General features: G+C 45.1%; 1 protein-coding gene. It reads left to right on the forward strand.

All coding sequences use genetic code 11. From position 1 onward, the window contains the following. Window positions 1-126 precede the first annotated feature (126 nt). Window positions 127-18,672, forward strand: a complete 18,546-nt coding sequence (locus ITG09_17280) for a tandem-95 repeat protein (protein ID UPR54707.1) — start codon at window positions 127-129, stop codon at window positions 18,670-18,672. The last annotated feature ends 180 nt before the right edge of the window (window positions 18,673-18,852 follow it).

Below are 18,852 nucleotides of genomic sequence, written 5' to 3' on the forward strand. Positions count from 1 at the left end.
TTTTTTTGATTCTTTATGCATAAAAAGAAAAATATAAAAAATGGTGTATAAAAATTTGGTTTTTCAAAATGGTGTCCTTTAATGATTCTAAATACGATCAGTTAGCTAGTAGCAACGGAGGCTGTAATGGCAGGCGAAAATAACCAAAATAACCAAAATGAAGACCTAAATGATGCGGTAGAACAAACGGACACGAGCGACGCGGGTACGCCCTCCCAGCAGCAGAATCAACAAAATCAACAGAATACGATAGCGTCGACAATAGCGACGGGTGCTGAAAATACGGATGCAGCAGACGAAGTTAACCAAGCCCTAGCAGATGATCCAAGTGGAGCTGGTAACGAAGAAGAAGTTGAGACTTCGAGTGGTGCAGTTCAAGAAGAGACATCGGAAGTTGGTAGCGACTCTGGTGATGCTCAATCGAATATAGTTGGCGGCGTAGCGTCTGATGCAGAAGCTGGTGAAGCGGTGGGCAATGGCGGAGATTCGGGAGCAGGTGCTCAAGCGGTAGGTGGCGAAAACACGGAAGGTTCAGATGGCGGTGTAAGTGAAGAAAGTAACGAAGAACAAGAGCAAGCCTCAAGTACGTCAACGTCGGCTATCGCCGACTCTTCAGAATCATCTGAGCAACTTGTAGGTGATGATGATTCAGATAATATTGATTCAGAGACAATAGAAGAAACTTTTGATGTTCACGTACAAGATAGGGACGAAGCTACTTTACAAGAAGAAAGCTTCGATTCTGAGACAACAAGCGAAACGTTTGATATTCAAGTTGATGCTCAGAATGATGCCACAGTGGTTAGTGATGCTACCTACGCCGTTAATGAAGAGGGCACGTTGACCTTCACGGACGAGCAACTGCTTACTAACGCGACAGACATTGATGGCGACGACTTGTCGATTGAGTCGGTCAGTTACAACGGTACCGATGGTGTGTTTACCGACAATGGCAACGGCACTTACAGTTTCGTACCGAACGACAACTTCAATGGTGACGTTGCGCTTGATTTTACGGTGAGTGATGGTACTAGCACGACGGACGCGAACATCAATGTCAGCGTGACAGATGTAAACGATGCACCTGTTGCGGGCTCGACCAGTTATCAAGCAAATGAAGATGGTTTGCTCACCTTCAATGATGAACAACTATTGGCAAACAGTTCAGATATTGACGGTACAGTTACTGTTGAGAGTGTGAGTTACACAGGTGGAGACGGTATCTTCACTAATAACGGTAATGGTACTTACAGTTTTGCACCGAATGACAACTTCAACGGCGATGTGTCGATTAATGTCACCGTCGTCGATGATGATGGGGCGACTGCGACAACCACTGCGGATGTTGGTGTCATAGCGGTGAATGACACGCCGATAGTGTCGGGTAATGTGGCGTACAATGTGGACGAGGATGGCACCATCACGCTTAGCCAAGAGCAGTTGTTGGGCAATGCCAGTGACATTGATGGTGATGATTTAATCGCTTCGAATTTAGAGCTTGCTAGTGGTGGTTCGGTTATCGATAACGGGGATGGTAGCTTTACCGTCACTCCAACGGCCGATTTTAACGGTGATTTGGCGTTAACGTTTGATGTTAGTGATGGCACGGCAACGGTGGCTACGGGTCTTGACTTAACGATTAACCCTACTAATGACTTAACCGTGGTGAGTGATGCTACCTATACCGTCAGTGAAGATGGCACGTTGACCTTCACGGACGAGCAACTGCTTACTAACGCGACAGACATTGATGGCGACGACTTGTCGATTAAGTCGGTCAGTTACAACGGTACCGATGGTGTGTTTACCGACAATGGCAACGGCACTTACAGTTTCGTACCGAACGACAACTTCAATGGTGACGTTGCGCTTGATTTTACGGTGAGTGATGGTACTAGCACGACGGACGCGAACATCAATGTCAGCGTGACAGATGTAAACGATGCACCTGTTGCGGGCTCGACCAGTTATCAAGCAAATGAAGATGGTTTGCTCACCTTCAATGATGAACAACTATTGGCAAACAGTTCAGATATTGACGGTACAGTTACTGTTGAGAGTGTGAGTTACACAGGTGGAGACGGTATCTTCACTAATAACGGTAATGGTACTTACAGTTTTGCACCGAATGACAACTTCAACGGCGATGTGTCGATTAATGTCACCGTCGTCGATGATGATGGGGCGACTGCGACAACCACTGCGGATGTAGGTGTCATAGCGGTGAATGACACGCCGATAGTGTCGGGTAATGTGGCGTACAATGTGGACGAGGATGGCACCATCACGCTTAGCCAAGAGCAGTTGTTGGGCAATGCCAGTGACATTGATGGTGATGATTTAATCGCTTCGAATTTAGAGCTTGCTAGTGGTGGTTCGGTTATCGATAACGGGGATGGTAGCTTTACCGTCACTCCAACGGCCGATTTTAACGGTGATTTGGCGTTAACGTTTGATGTTAGTGATGGCACGGCAACGGTGGCTACGGGTCTTGATTTAACGGTGAATCCGGTTAATGACTCTGTCGTTGCAGATAGCTTTAATGTCGATGTGGGTGAGGATGGTACTTTAATACTCAGTGATAACGACATTCTTGCTAACGTTAGCGATATTGATGGCGACTCTGTTTCGATTGAGTCGGTGAGTTATACAGGTTCTGATGGTGTCTTGACAGAGATTGCTGGAGGAGTTTATAGCTTTGCTCCGAACGATAACTTTAACGGTAATATCGAGCTAAGTTATGTAGCCAGTGATGGCTCTACAACGGCAGAGAACTCTATAAACATTACAGTGTCTGATATTAACGATGCACCGGTAGTGGGAGCAACCAGTTACCAAGTTAATGAAGATGGTTTGTTAACGTTTAGCGATGTACAGCTATTAGCAAACAGTTCAGATATTGACGGTACAGTTACTGTTGAGAGTGTGAGTTACACTGGTGGAGACGGTATCTTCACTAATAACGGTAATGGTACTTACAGTTTTGCACCGAATGACAACTTCAACGGCGATGTGTCGATTAATGTCACCGTCGTCGATGATGATGGGGCGACTGCGACAACCACTGCGGATGTTGGTGTCATAGCGGTGAATGACACGCCGATAGTGTCGGGTAATGTGGCGTACAATGTGGACGAGGATGGCACCATCACGCTTAGCCAAGAGCAGTTGTTGGGCAATGCCAGTGACATTGATGGTGATGATTTAATCGCTTCGAATTTAGAGCTTGCTAGTGGTGGTTCGGTTATCGATAACGGGGATGGTAGCTTTACCGTCACTCCAACGGCCGATTTTAACGGTGATTTGGCGTTAACGTTTGATGTTAGTGATGGCACGGCAACGGTGGCTACGGGTCTTGACTTAACGATTAACCCTACTAATGACTTAACCGTGGTGAGTGATGCTACCTATACCGTCAGTGAAGATGGCACGTTGACCTTCACGGACGAGCAACTGCTTACTAACGCGACAGACATTGATGGCGACGACTTGTCGATTGAGTCGGTCAGTTACAACGGTACCGATGGTGTGTTTACCGACAATGGCAACGGCACTTACAGTTTCGTACCGAACGACAACTTCAATGGTGACGTTGCGCTTGATTTTACGGTGAGTGATGGTACTAGCACGACGGACGCGAACATCAATGTCAGCGTGACAGATGTAAACGATGCACCTGTTGCGGGCTCGACCAGTTATCAAGCAAATGAAGATGGTTTGCTCACCTTCAATGATGAACAACTATTGGCAAACAGTTCAGATATTGACGGTACAGTTACTGTTGAGAGTGTGAGTTACACTGGTGGAGACGGTATCTTCACTAATAACGGTAATGGTACTTACAGTTTTGCACCGAATGACAACTTCAACGGCGATGTGTCGATTAATGTCACCGTCGTCGATGATGATGGGGCGACTGCGACAACCACTGCGGATGTAGGTGTCATAGCGGTGAATGACACGCCGATAGTGTCGGGTAATGTGGCGTACAATGTGGACGAGGATGGCACCATCACGCTTAGCCAAGAGCAGTTGTTGGGCAATGCCAGTGACATTGATGGTGATGATTTAATCGCTTCGAATTTAGAGCTTGCTAGTGGTGGTTCGGTTATCGATAACGGGGATGGTAGCTTTACCGTCACTCCAACGGCCGATTTTAACGGTGATTTGGCGTTAACGTTTGATGTTAGTGATGGCACGGCAACGGTGGCTACGGGTCTTGACTTAACGATTAACCCTACTAATGACTTAACCGTGGTGAGTGATGCTACCTATACCGTCAGTGAAGATGGCACGTTGACCTTCACGGACGAGCAACTGCTTACTAACGCGACAGACATTGATGGCGACGACTTGTCGATTAAGTCGGTCAGTTACAACGGTACCGATGGTGTGTTTACCGACAATGGCAACGGCACTTACAGTTTCGTACCGAACGACAACTTCAATGGTGACGTTGCGCTTGATTTTACGGTGAGTGATGGTACTAGCACGACGGACGCGAACATCAATGTCAGCGTGACAGATGTAAACGATGCACCTGTTGCGGGCTCGACCAGTTATCAAGCAAATGAAGATGGTTTGCTCACCTTCAATGATGAACAACTATTGGCAAACAGTTCAGATATTGACGGTACAGTTACTGTTGAGAGTGTGAGTTACACAGGTGGAGACGGTATCTTCACTAATAACGGTAATGGTACTTACAGTTTTGCACCGAATGACAACTTCAACGGCGATGTGTCGATTAATGTCACCGTCGTCGATGATGATGGGGCGACTGCGACAACCACTGCGGATGTAGGTGTCATAGCGGTGAATGACACGCCGATAGTGTCGGGTAATGTGGCGTACAATGTGGACGAGGATGGCACCATCACGCTTAGCCAAGAGCAGTTGTTGGGCAATGCCAGTGACATTGATGGTGATGATTTAATCGCTTCGAATTTAGAGCTTGCTAGTGGTGGTTCGGTTATCGATAACGGGGATGGTAGCTTTACCGTCACTCCAACGGCCGATTTTAACGGTGATTTGGCGTTAACGTTTGATGTTAGTGATGGCACGGCAACGGTGGCTACGGGTCTTGATTTAACGGTGAATCCGGTTAATGACTCTGTCGTTGCAGATAGCTTTAATGTCGATGTGGGTGAGGATGGTACTTTAATACTCAGTGATAACGACATTCTTGCTAACGTTAGCGATATTGATGGCGACTCTGTTTCGATTGAGTCGGTGAGTTATACAGGTTCTGATGGTGTCTTGACAGAGATTGCTGGAGGAGTTTATAGCTTTGCTCCGAACGATAACTTTAACGGTAATATCGAGCTAAGTTATGTAGCCAGTGATGGCTCTACAACGGCAGAGAACTCTATAAACATTACAGTGTCTGATATTAACGATGCACCGGTAGTGGGAGCAACCAGTTACCAAGTTAATGAAGATGGTTTGTTAACGTTTAGCGATGTACAGCTATTAGCAAACAGTTCAGATATTGACGGTACAGTTACTGTTGAGAGTGTGAGTTACACTGGTGGAGACGGTATCTTCACTAATAACGGTAATGGTACTTACAGTTTTGCACCGAATGACAACTTCAACGGCGATGTGTCGATTAATGTCACCGTCGTCGATGATGATGGGGCGACTGCGACAACCACTGCGGATGTTGGTGTCATAGCGGTGAATGACACGCCGATAGTGTCGGGTAATGTGGCGTACAATGTGGACGAGGATGGCACCATCACGCTTAGCCAAGAGCAGTTGTTGGGCAATGCCAGTGACATTGATGGTGATGATTTAATCGCTTCGAATTTAGAGCTTGCTAGTGGTGGTTCGGTTATCGATAACGGGGATGGTAGCTTTACCGTCACTCCAACGGCCGATTTTAACGGTGATTTGGCGTTAACGTTTGATGTTAGTGATGGCACGGCAACGGTGGCTACGGGTCTTGACTTAACGATTAACCCTACTAATGACTTAACCGTGGTGAGTGATGCTACCTATACCGTCAGTGAAGATGGCACGTTGACCTTCACGGACGAGCAACTGCTTACTAACGCGACAGACATTGATGGCGACGACTTGTCGATTAAGTCGGTCAGTTACAACGGTACCGATGGTGTGTTTACCGACAATGGCAACGGCACTTACAGTTTCGTACCGAACGACAACTTCAATGGTGACGTTGCGCTTGATTTTACGGTGAGTGATGGTACTAGCACGACGGACGCGAACATCAATGTCAGCGTGACAGATGTAAACGATGCACCTGTTGCGGGCTCGACCAGTTATCAAGCAAATGAAGATGGTTTGCTCACCTTCAATGATGAACAACTATTGGCAAACAGTTCAGATATTGACGGTACAGTTACTGTTGAGAGTGTGAGTTACACAGGTGGAGACGGTATCTTCACTAATAACGGTAATGGTACTTACAGTTTTGCACCGAATGACAACTTCAACGGCGATGTGTCGATTAATGTCACCGTCGTCGATGATGATGGGGCGACTGCGACAACCACTGCGGATGTTGGTGTCATAGCGGTGAATGACACGCCGATAGTGTCGGGTAATGTGGCGTACAATGTGGACGAGGATGGCACCATCACGCTTAGCCAAGAGCAGTTGTTGGGCAATGCCAGTGACATTGATGGTGATGATTTAATCGCTTCGAATTTAGAGCTTGCTAGTGGTGGTTCGGTTATCGATAACGGGGATGGTAGCTTTACCGTCACTCCAACGGCCGATTTTAACGGTGATTTGGCGTTAACGTTTGATGTTAGTGATGGCACGGCAACGGTGGCTACGGGTCTTGACTTAACGATTAACCCTACTAATGACTTAACCGTGGTGAGTGATGCTACCTATACCGTCAGTGAAGATGGCACGTTGACCTTCACGGACGAGCAACTGCTTACTAACGCGACAGACATTGATGGCGACGACTTGTCGATTAAGTCGGTCAGTTACAACGGTACCGATGGTGTGTTTACCGACAATGGCAACGGCACTTACAGTTTCGTACCGAACGACAACTTCAATGGTGACGTTGCGCTTGATTTTACGGTGAGTGATGGTACTAGCACGACGGACGCGAACATCAATGTCAGCGTGACAGATGTAAACGATGCACCTGTTGCGGGCTCGACCAGTTATCAAGCAAATGAAGATGGTTTGCTCACCTTCAATGATGAACAACTATTGGCAAACAGTTCAGATATTGACGGTACAGTTACTGTTGAGAGTGTGAGTTACACAGGTGGAGACGGTATCTTCACTAATAACGGTAATGGTACTTACAGTTTTGCACCGAATGACAACTTCAACGGCGATGTGTCGATTAATGTCACCGTCGTCGATGATGATGGGGCGACTGCGACAACCACTGCGGATGTTGGTGTCATAGCGGTGAATGACACGCCGATAGTGTCGGGTAATGTGGCGTACAATGTGGACGAGGATGGCACCATCACGCTTAGCCAAGAGCAGTTGTTGGGCAATGCCAGTGACATTGATGGTGATGATTTAATCGCTTCGAATTTAGAGCTTGCTAGTGGTGGTTCGGTTATCGATAACGGGGATGGTAGCTTTACCGTCACTCCAACGGCCGATTTTAACGGTGATTTGGCGTTAACGTTTGATGTTAGTGATGGCACGGCAACGGTGGCTACGGGTCTTGATTTAACGGTGAATCCGGTTAATGACTCTGTCGTTGCAGATAGCTTTAATGTCGATGTGGGTGAGGATGGTACTTTAATACTCAGTGATAACGACATTCTTGCTAACGTTAGCGATATTGATGGCGACTCTGTTTCGATTGAGTCGGTGAGTTATACAGGTTCTGATGGTGTCTTGACAGAGATTGCTGGAGGAGTTTATAGCTTTGCTCCGAACGATAACTTTAACGGTAATATCGAGCTAAGTTATGTAGCCAGTGATGGCTCTACAACGGCAGAGAACTCTATAAACATTACAGTGTCTGATATTAACGATGCACCGGTAGTGGGAGCAACCAGTTACCAAGTTAATGAAGATGGTTTGTTAACGTTTAGCGATGTACAGCTATTAGCAAACAGTTCAGATATTGACGGTACAGTTACTGTTGAGAGTGTGAGTTACACTGGTGGAGACGGTATCTTCACTAATAACGGTAATGGTACTTACAGTTTTGCACCGAATGACAACTTCAACGGCGATGTGTCGATTAATGTCACCGTCGTCGATGATGATGGGGCGACTGCGACAACCACTGCGGATGTTGGTGTCATAGCGGTGAATGACACGCCGATAGTGTCGGGTAATGTGGCGTACAATGTGGACGAGGATGGCACCATCACGCTTAGCCAAGAGCAGTTGTTGGGCAATGCCAGTGACATTGATGGTGATGATTTAATCGCTTCGAATTTAGAGCTTGCTAGTGGTGGTTCGGTTATCGATAACGGGGATGGTAGCTTTACCGTCACTCCAACGGCCGATTTTAACGGTGATTTGGCGTTAACGTTTGATGTTAGTGATGGCACGGCAACGGTGGCTACGGGTCTTGATTTAACGGTGAATCAGATTAATGACTTGGTCATTGTTTCACCACCTTCATTTGATATGAATGAAGATGATACGATTACCATTACAGACGAGCAGTTACTTGCTGGTGCTGCTGACGTAGACGGTGACGACTTATCTATTTCTTCGGTCAGTTACACAGGTAGTGATGGTGATTTTACTGACAACGGCAACGGCACTTATAGTTTCGTGCCGAATGAAAACTTTAACGGTACAGTTGATCTTGATTTCTCAGTCTCAGATGGTGTCAGTGTTACCGATGCTACTAGCACTATTACTGTCGATGCCATTAACGATCTACCATTAGCACCTACGGTTACCTTTACTAGTGAAGAAGATCAGGCGTTAGTCATTGAACCAGAATACATTCTTGCAAATGCTACCGATGTTGACGGTGATAATTTAACACTTGAGTCAATCGTAGTACGTCAACCTCAAAACGCGACGATTACGCAGCAGTCTGACGGCACCTATCAAATGTTAGCAGCAGCCGACTTTAACGGGCTTGTTGAGCTAGCATATATCATTAATGATGGGGTCGAATCTGTTGAGGGTACATTAGAGGTCGATGTCACACCCGTTAATGACGCTGTATTTAGTTCAGGTAACGCCCATTTAACGACAGTCGAAGATGGCTCGATTACGTTTAACCAAGTGGACATGTTAAATCTCTTTAGTGACGTTGACGGTGACACTCTTACCTTATCTAGGGTTATTGCAAGTGAACCTGATGAAGGTAATATTGTTGATAACAGTGATGGCACATGGACTTATACACCAAATGGTGATTTCTCGGGTACATCTGGGCTTCAATTAGTTGTAACCGACGGTGAAACAGAGACAGTCTTAGATATGCCTGTCTTTGTTAGGCCACACGCCGACGGTGCAGTGATAACCTCTTCTCATTCAGGTCCACTAGTCTTTAATGAAGATTCGTCTGGGTTATTAAGCTTAAATGTAGACCTGTTAGACGATTCTGAGATGCTAAGTAATCTAATTATGACAGGCTACCCCGTAGGATTTACGGTTAGCGATGGTAATTACACAATTACGATTACATCTCCAGATCAAGTAATCAATATTACGCAATGGAATATTGACCAAATTGAAATGACGCCACCCGAAAACTGGAGCGGTGATTTCAGTGTAACGGTAACTGCCACTACAGTAGATTATGGCGATGAAGGCTCCCTAGTCGCACCTGATCTCGATAACTTGGTAGGTGACTTCGATACGTCTAGCGGTCAGGATATTACCTTAACCATGGAAGACCTTCTCGCTCAGGCAGATGACTTAGAAATTGCATCAAGTGACGAAGTTAGTATCGACCTTGCCCATTTGGTCGATCCAAGTCAGGGGTCATTAACTGAAAATAGTGACGGTACTTTTACTTTTAGTCCGGCAGATGGTTTTAACGGCCAAGTTGATTTTGCATTTGTAGTAATACAAAACGGTGAGATGCATGATGTACAAAGTTCAATTGCCGTACATGCTACAGAGGAGCCTAACGCTACTGGTAATTCAACTCCTGAAAGTTCGGGTATTGCAACCACCACGCTTACACCTGGAGAAAGCTTAGTCTTTACCGATCAAGACCTGCTATCACAGATTACTGATGCTGATGGTGACACATTGACTATAGAGTCTGTTCAACTCGTATCGGGTGAAGGTACATTGCAAATAACAGGGGAAGGCGAATATAACTTTATTCCACAAGATGGATTTGAATCATTAGCACAAATCCAGTTTGTTGCTTCTGATGGTACAAAAACAATTTCTAGCCACATTAATCTCGATTTCAGCAATCAAGCACCTGAAGTTTCTGCTGATATCGTTGCCGCTACATCACAAGTAAGTGAAGATGGTAGCGTGACTATTAGCTCCGATGAACTTCTAACTGCACTCTCTGCTAGCGATCATGAAGGTGATGCTCTTTCAATAGTACGAATTGACATCAATGAAAATGGTTCAGTAGTAGACAATGGCAACGGCACTTTTACTGTCACACCGAACCCTAACTTTAACGGTACACTAAGTCTTAATACTGTTGTGACTGATGGTGTTTCAGAGACCGAAGGTTCTGTGACGCTTGATGTTTCCGCGGTGAATGACTTAACCGTGGTGAGTGATGCTACCTATACCGTCAGTGAAGATGGCACGTTGACCTTCACGGACGAGCAACTGCTTACTAACGCGACAGATATTGATGGCGACGACTTGTCGATTGAGTCGGTCAGTTACAACGGTACCGATGGTGTGTTTACCGACAATGGCAACGGCACTTACAGTTTCGTACCGAACGACAACTTCAATGGTGACGTTGCGCTTGATTTTACGGTGAGTGATGGTACTAGCACGACGGACGCGAACATCAATGTCAGCGTGACAGATGTAAACGATGCACCTGTTGCGGGCTCGACCAGTTATCAAGCAAATGAAGATGGTTTGCTCACCTTCAATGATGAACAACTATTGGCAAACAGTTCAGATATTGACGGTACAGTTACTGTTGAGAGTGTGAGTTACACAGGTGGAGACGGTATCTTCACTAATAACGGTAATGGTACTTACAGTTTTGCACCGAATGACAACTTCAACGGCGATGTGTCGATTAATGTCACCGTCGTCGATGATGATGGGGCGACTGCGACAACCACTGCGGATGTAGGTGTCATAGCGGTGAATGACACGCCGATAGTGTCGGGTAATGTGGCGTACAATGTGAACGAGGATGGCACCATCACGCTTAGCCAAGAGCAGTTGTTGGGCAATGCCAGTGACATCGATGGTGATGCATTGACCGCATCGAACTTGCAATTAGCGAGTGGAGGTACGGTTACCGATAATGGGGATGGTAGCTTTACCGTTACGCCGGAAGCGCACTTTAATGGCGACTTGACGTTAACCTTTGATGTCAGTGATGGCACGGCAACGGTGGCTACGGGTCTTGACTTAACGGTTGTCGCAGTGAATGACACGCCAGAAGCAGGCGATGAAATCTCTATCCAAGCGGAAGAAGATCAAACAGTGGGCGTTTCTCTGCGTGAAGAGCCTGTGTTACGTTTCGACATAGCTCCTGAAAACGGTGTCATTGAAGCGAACTTGAACGACGAATGGGTAGAGCTAGAGGTAGGGCAAGAAGTCCCTGTGGACACGGAAGTACGCTTCATTCCAAATGATAATGATGATATTACACATACTAGCCAAATCGGTACCTTTGATGACAATGCTAGCCTTGATGATTGGGGCATTGCCGTTGATCCTAATACGCGTGAACTCGTTGATGGTGATTTGAAGGTCACTATCCAAAGTAATGATGGTCCACTCAGTGCGTGGAATGCTGATGGCGCTACTGGTCATGGTATCGGTGATAACGACAAAACTGGTTTGAATGGAAACGAAAAACTTACTATGACCGTTGAAGGTCAGGAGATTAACGAAATCAGCCTCCAGCTAGGCGGTATGGGGGGATATTTTGATAATAAAGGATCTCCTTATTATACAGAGGTAGAAGTTAGAGCATTTAACTCAGATGGTGACTTGATCGACTCAATGATTGTAGAAAAAGATCAGGGTTATCAAGGGTTTGAGGCAAGTGCTACTTTAACTGTAAACGAACCAGTGTCTTACTTTGAGTTAGGTTCGAATATAGGTAATGGTGACTACGTACTTCAAAACATCACGCTTTCTCAAACTATTCACGATGAAGCGGTGTTTACATCTATTGGTGTGGACGGCACTGAAATGACCGAAATGGTAGAACTTAATATCCGTGAAGGTGACAATGAAATCGAACTGACCGCTGACCTGCCAAATGTGACCATTGATACCGGAGGGGCTACGCAGTTTGCCTCTGTGGTTATTACAGAAGAACAGCTCTTCGCACAAGCGAGTGATATCGATGGAGACATTCTTGAGATTCAAAATATAGAACTGGTGGGTGATAACGCGGAGTACGTCACGTTAACCGATAACGGTGACGGTACGTGGATAATTACACCGGATAATAACTTCAACGGTGAGGTTGAGCTGGGTTATCAAGTAACCGATGGTGTTGCCACTGATGGCAATATCATCAATATTAATTTCGAGGCGGTTAATGATGCGCCAGTGAGTGGTGATTTGGCGTACACCGTTAATGAAGATAACTCTATTACGTTAAGTCAAGAGCAACTATTAGCGCAAGCGACCGATGTGGAAAGTGATGACCTAACGGCCGCAAACTTGTCTGTTAGTGGTAACGCGACAGTGACGGAAAACGATGATGGCAGTTTCACTATTACACCGAATGCGAACTTTAATGGTGATATTGATATCACCTTCGACCTAACGGATGGCACCGATACGGTGATCGCAACGGCAGACCTAACGGTCAATCCGATGAGTGACCCAACGGTGGTGAGTGATGTTAGTTACACCATTGAAGAAGATGGTACGTTAACGTTCACTGATGCGCAGCTTCTAGCGGGGGCGTCAGATGCCGATGGTGAAACGCTGTCGATTGAGTCGGTCAGTTACAACGGTACCGATGGTGTGTTTACTAATAATGGTAATGGCACTTACAGCTTTGCTCCGAATGACAACTTCAATGGTGATGTTGCACTTGATTTTACGGTGAGTGACGGTACCGGAACAACGGATGCTAATATTAATGTGAGTGTATCGGAGGTGAACGATGTTCCGGTTGTTGCGGGGAACCTTTCGTACACAATCAATGAAGACAACAGTCTGACTCTGACACAATCGCAGCTGTTAAGTCAGGCCCGTGATGTTGATGGCGATAATCTACAAGCAACTAATGTAGAGTTCGCTGCCGGCACGGTTACAACCGACGGTGTTGGTACAGTGACATTAACGCCTAACCAAGACTTTAACGGTGATGTTACACTTAGCTTTGATGTTACTGATGGCGTTGACACGGTTGCCTCGTCGATTAATCTATCGATTACGCCAATCAATGATGCACCAACCAGTGATGGTGTCAGCCTGAACGTTGATGAAGATGGCGTAATCACAATTACTCAAGCAGACTTGATTGGCAATGCAACAGATGTTGAAAGCGATGCGATCAGTGCCGTTATAGATATGAGTGACGCAGTTGCGAACGATGACGGGAAGCCACAACTGACATTAGATAATGCGACGTTAATTGACAATCAAGACGGTAGTTATCAGTTGATTCCTGACGCTGATTATAACGGCAACTTTGATATCACTTATACGCTAAGTGATGGCAATGATAGCTCGACAACTAACCTATCGATGACCATTAATTCCGTCAACGATGCGCCAGATGTTGACGGCAATGCAATCCTACAAGGCTATGAAAATGCGTCACTCACGATCACTGAAGCCGATTTACTTGCGGAAGCGAGTGATGTTGATGATGACAACCTAAGTGTGGTCAATTTAGATGTTGAAGGTGCTGGTGATCTAGTAGATAACGGCGATGGTACTTGGACATACACACCTGAACCAGGATTTTACGGTGACCTAAATGTATCGTTCGATGTATCGGATGGCGTGGCGACAACACCTGCAGACGCGGACTTTAATATACGTATCAATACCGCGCCAACAGTTCATGATTCAGCGGATCAGCTATCCGGAACGGAAGACCAAGCAGTTATCATTGAGCAGGCGCAAATCTTGTCTATGTTAACGGATGCCGAGGGCGATACGATTAGTATTAGCGATTTCAACTTGGTCGATAATTCAGTCGGCTCTTTGGTTGATAATGGTGATGAAACTTGGATCTTCACGCCAGTTGATGATTTTAATGGCGATGTGCCAATCAGCTTTACAGCGACAGACAATATTGGTGCCAGTGAATCGATTGATATCACTATGTTGGTTCAGAATGTTAATGATGTACCGGTATTTAATGTACCAGAGGTAACGTTCAGTGAGTCTTATACAGATACTGAGCAGCTAACAAGCAGTTTAAATACCTATAATGCCCAAGGGGTTGAACTACCGAGTGGTGAAACTTTAATAGTGAGTCAGAGTTACGACTCAATGTCGATGTCACAATCACTTAAAGCACAGCTAATTGGTGAAGATGGTACTCCGCAAGGAGAAACCATAACGCTTATGAATTTTAGCGGTTCTCCTTCAAACATAGATGTAACCGCTTCATCAAATGGTGATCTGTTAGTAAGTTTTACAGAGTGGGATAGTTCTGGAGGTAGTTCTGTTAAGGTTCAAATGATTGATGTGAACACACAAACATCTAGCGATCCTATTGTTGTTGATAACGAAGCAAGCATTTACGGCTCTCCTGCTGTAAGTCTCCAAGAGGATGGTACATTCTTAATGGCTTACGGTGGATCTGATAGTGATGGAGTAGCTGAAATTAATGTTGTTTCATTGAGTAATACAGGTGAGGTTATAGGTTCTGTTACTGAAGTTGGCGGTTTGAATGTCAACTGGAATACTAAACTATTGATAAACAATGAAGACTCGGTACAAGTATTGAGTAAATCAGGACAAGAAACCCAACTTAGTGTCATTGATACAAATAGTGGAACCATTGAAAATACTGTTGTTTTAGATGCTATTAGCGGCAACGCTTCTATCAACGATACGCTTAAGTTAGAAGATGGGTCAACGCTGTTATTAACTAGTGAATGGGTATCAGGAGTAGGCACACAAAATGGCATAATTAAAATTGATCCAGATCTAAATGTAACCACTCTTGTCGTTGAGGGGCATAATGGTTCTAGTGGCTCTATGTCTAACCTTAGCCTTATTGATACTGGTGACGGTAACTTCGCAGTTGGTTGGAACGAAAGTACAACCGTTTATGCGACAGGCTATGATGCTGATGGTAATGTTTTACAAGAGTCGACCGTCGCTCAGCTCAGTAACTATCCGAATGGTGTTACATTTAGTTCCGATAGCGACCAAATTACAGCCACCTGGTCACTTTACGACAGCTTGAGTGCTAGTAATCAAACTTATACTAAGTCAGTGTCGTTAGCTGAACCGCAACCAGAGCACGCGCAAATGGATGCTAGTGGTGCAGAAGACTCTGTAATTGTACTAACACTTGAGGATCTGACATCATCGGTAACAGATGTTGATGGTGATACATTTACCATTGAAAATATTTCTAGTAGTAATGGGACGATTGAAGATAATGAGGATGGCACATTTAACTATACCCCTGAGCCAGACTTTAACGGTTTAACCATCTTTAATTTTGACGTCAATGATGGCACTGTTTCTATCCCTGTATCGATGAGTTTAACGGTCGACCCTGTTAACGATACGCCGATTACTAATACACTGAACCTACAAGGTTATGAAGATGCTGCCTTTATTATAAATGAATCTCAACTGCTAGCGAGTACGACAGATATTGATGGTGATGCGTTATCGGTAAGCAATGTATCTGCAAATGGTAACGGCCTTTTGTCTGATAACGGTGACGGTACTTGGACATTTACACCTGATGCTGACTTTGTTGGTGATGTATCGTTGAGTTTTGATATAAGCGATGGGGTAGAGGTTATTCAAGGTGATGCAAATCTGAATATTCGTGTCAATACAACCCCTGAAGATACCGATAGCGTAACCTTGACCGGTATAGAGGATGTTGCAACAATCATTAGCGCTGAAGACCTCTTAGCAACGGTTGTTGATGGTGAAAATGATGCGATGACAGTGCTCAATGTTGAGTCTGCTGATGCGGCTAAAGCCACTATCGAAGACAATGGCGACGGTACTTGGACTGTTACTACAGCCGAGAACTTTAATGGTGATTTACCTATCAACTTTACGGTAACAGACAGCATCGCTGATAGTGTGACTGTCGATATTACTATGACAGTACAAGCGGTGAATGACGCCCCTGTATTTGTTTCGCCTAATACTACATTAAATGTCACAGAGACTGGTACAGAGGTGTTAACAGACTTTTCCTTAAGCAGTCCTCAAACGGTCACGTTCGACGACGGTTCATCGATGGTTTTAACCTTGCAATCTGATCCTGTCACCAATAACCAGGTATTGGTGGCTCAGAATTTTGCTGCTGATGGTACATCAGAAGGGACACCTGTCTCTGTGAATGAGTTTGAAAATTGGCCTTCAAACCTAACCGTTGCCGCGACCGAATCAGGTGGGGTCTCTGTAGCCTATTCTGCTTGGGATAGTGATACAGGTGGTCAGGCGCTTAAATACATGTCGTTCGACGAAAACATGGCTGTGGCATCGCCAGAAGTTACCGTTGCTACATCTAGTAGCTTTTACGGAATAGACATCACGATACAAAATGATGGTGGTAGTAGTTTGGTCTTTGGAACGAGTGAAGGTTGGGGATCAAGCGCGAGTAACCACGTCAATGTGCAAACTCTCGATGCCAACGGCCAACCAGAAGGTTCTGTATTAGAAATACCCGTGGGAGCGATGAACTGGACAACTAAAGTTTCTGTTGGTTCTGATGGCAATGTTACGATGGTAGGATCTGACAATGGTCAAATGCAAATCACAAGTATTGATGCAGGAACCGGTATTATTACCGACACTGGTGCTATTAACAGTGTGAGCTCGAGTGCGAATATTGCCATCTCTGACATGTTAGAGGATGGCTCTAGCGTAACTATCTTTAGTGAATGGATTGGAAGTGAAACAGTCTTTACAGCTGTTCAGGTTGATCCTGATGGGACAGAAACCAGTTATGCGATAGCTCCACCTGACAGCGTGACAGGTTATGCCAATAGCCACACCTTAGCTGACACGGGTGATGGTTCATTTGCAATCGGTTGGTCGCAAGGCTCAAATGAGTATGGTTTCTATGTAAATCAATACAATGATGGCGAAACGCTTCAGACCATTACAATGCTAGATGGAGTTTCAAGTATAAATAGTCCAGTTATTCATTTTGATGGAGATCAGCTAATTGGTACCTGGTCATCTAATAGTAACGGTGCATCTGAAGTAGCAACCCGCGCAGTTCCTGCTATTGATGTAACGCCTGAACCTGACGTTACCATGGATATCGCTAGTGATGGTTCTGTTACGCTCGAGACCGACCAACTACTGAGTATGTTTACTGATGTAGAAAGTGATGAGATTGAGATAACTGATGTTACGACAGATGACAGCTCATTAATCATTACCAATAATGGTGACGGCACCTTTACTATGACTGGAAGTGGTGAAGGTAACTTGGCCAATCTTACGGTTACCGTCAGCGATGGTACTAATACACTTGAGCAGAACATTCTGGTTAAAACCTCGGATATTGTAGAAGATTATATTATCTCGGATGATGGTTCATTAACATTTGCATCAGAGCAACTATTAGATGAGCTAGGTGTTAATACTTCATCAGAGATATTAGATATTACGGATTCTAACAATGCAGGCTTCTTTGCAGAGTCAGGTGATTCAGAGTGGGTATATTGGCCGAATGATGACTTTGATGGTAATTTAACCATGAGTGTTGAAATTAACGATAATGGTGTAACGTCTAGTCATGATCTGAGTATTCAAGTTGCCGGCGATTTTGAGCAAAATGATGAGGATCAAACAGTACAGTCAACCGATGAGCAACAAACTGATACAACACAGACAGCTGAGCAATCGCAAAGTGATTCTGTAGATGAAGAAGAAAGCAGTGCAGATGTGACAGCCGCACCTGGTGATACGATCTCTATCTCGATTCCTGATGAGGTAAGTGGTAACGAATCGGTGGATTACGCGGAAATGTCCGGTTTACCTGAAGGTTCTAGCGTGAGTAATGCGCTGGATAACGGTGATGGTAGCTTCACTATAAGTGGTAACCTTGAGCAGCCGGTATCGGTTGAGCTTCCTGAAGGTTACGAGGGCATTAGCGAGATCCAATTCCAAGGTTACGACGAGTTGGGCAGTTCGATAGACGGTGCAAGTGGCTCTGTTGAAGTTGAAGTTGATGATCAATACACCATGCAAGGTTCTACTCAAGAGCAGCAAACAGACATGGCAGGTATGGAATCAGGTGGCAGCGACTGGACAAGTTCAGGTGGTCAAGAGCAAGGTGTTGACTTCACGGACGACTCTGGAAGCTTTGATTCAGATTCTCAAACTGGAACAGACCAAAGCAACGACTTCGACCAAAGCTCGATCTAATCGAGAGGGCTTAGTTTTAGTCTAAACCGACAAATAGATAGGGTAGCAAAAAGTTGCCCTCACTAAAGCCATGTAGAGTCATTGATACATGGCTTTTTTATTCGTTTTTTTGGCTATTTGTTTCGATAAATAAACTTGAGAACAGGTAAAAATGTCCTTAATTATTAGAAGAGTCAGTTA

It is taken from the genome of Vibrio cyclitrophicus (genome assembly GCA_023206055.1).
GTDB classification, from domain to species: Bacteria; Pseudomonadota; Gammaproteobacteria; order Enterobacterales; family Vibrionaceae; genus Vibrio; species Vibrio cyclitrophicus_A.

Bases quoted from the DNA above. Each gene is read 5' to 3' on its own strand.
- ITG09_17280 (UPR54707.1), top strand. From the start codon at position 127: ATGGCAGGCGAAAATAACCAAAATAACCAAAATGAAGACCTAAATGAT.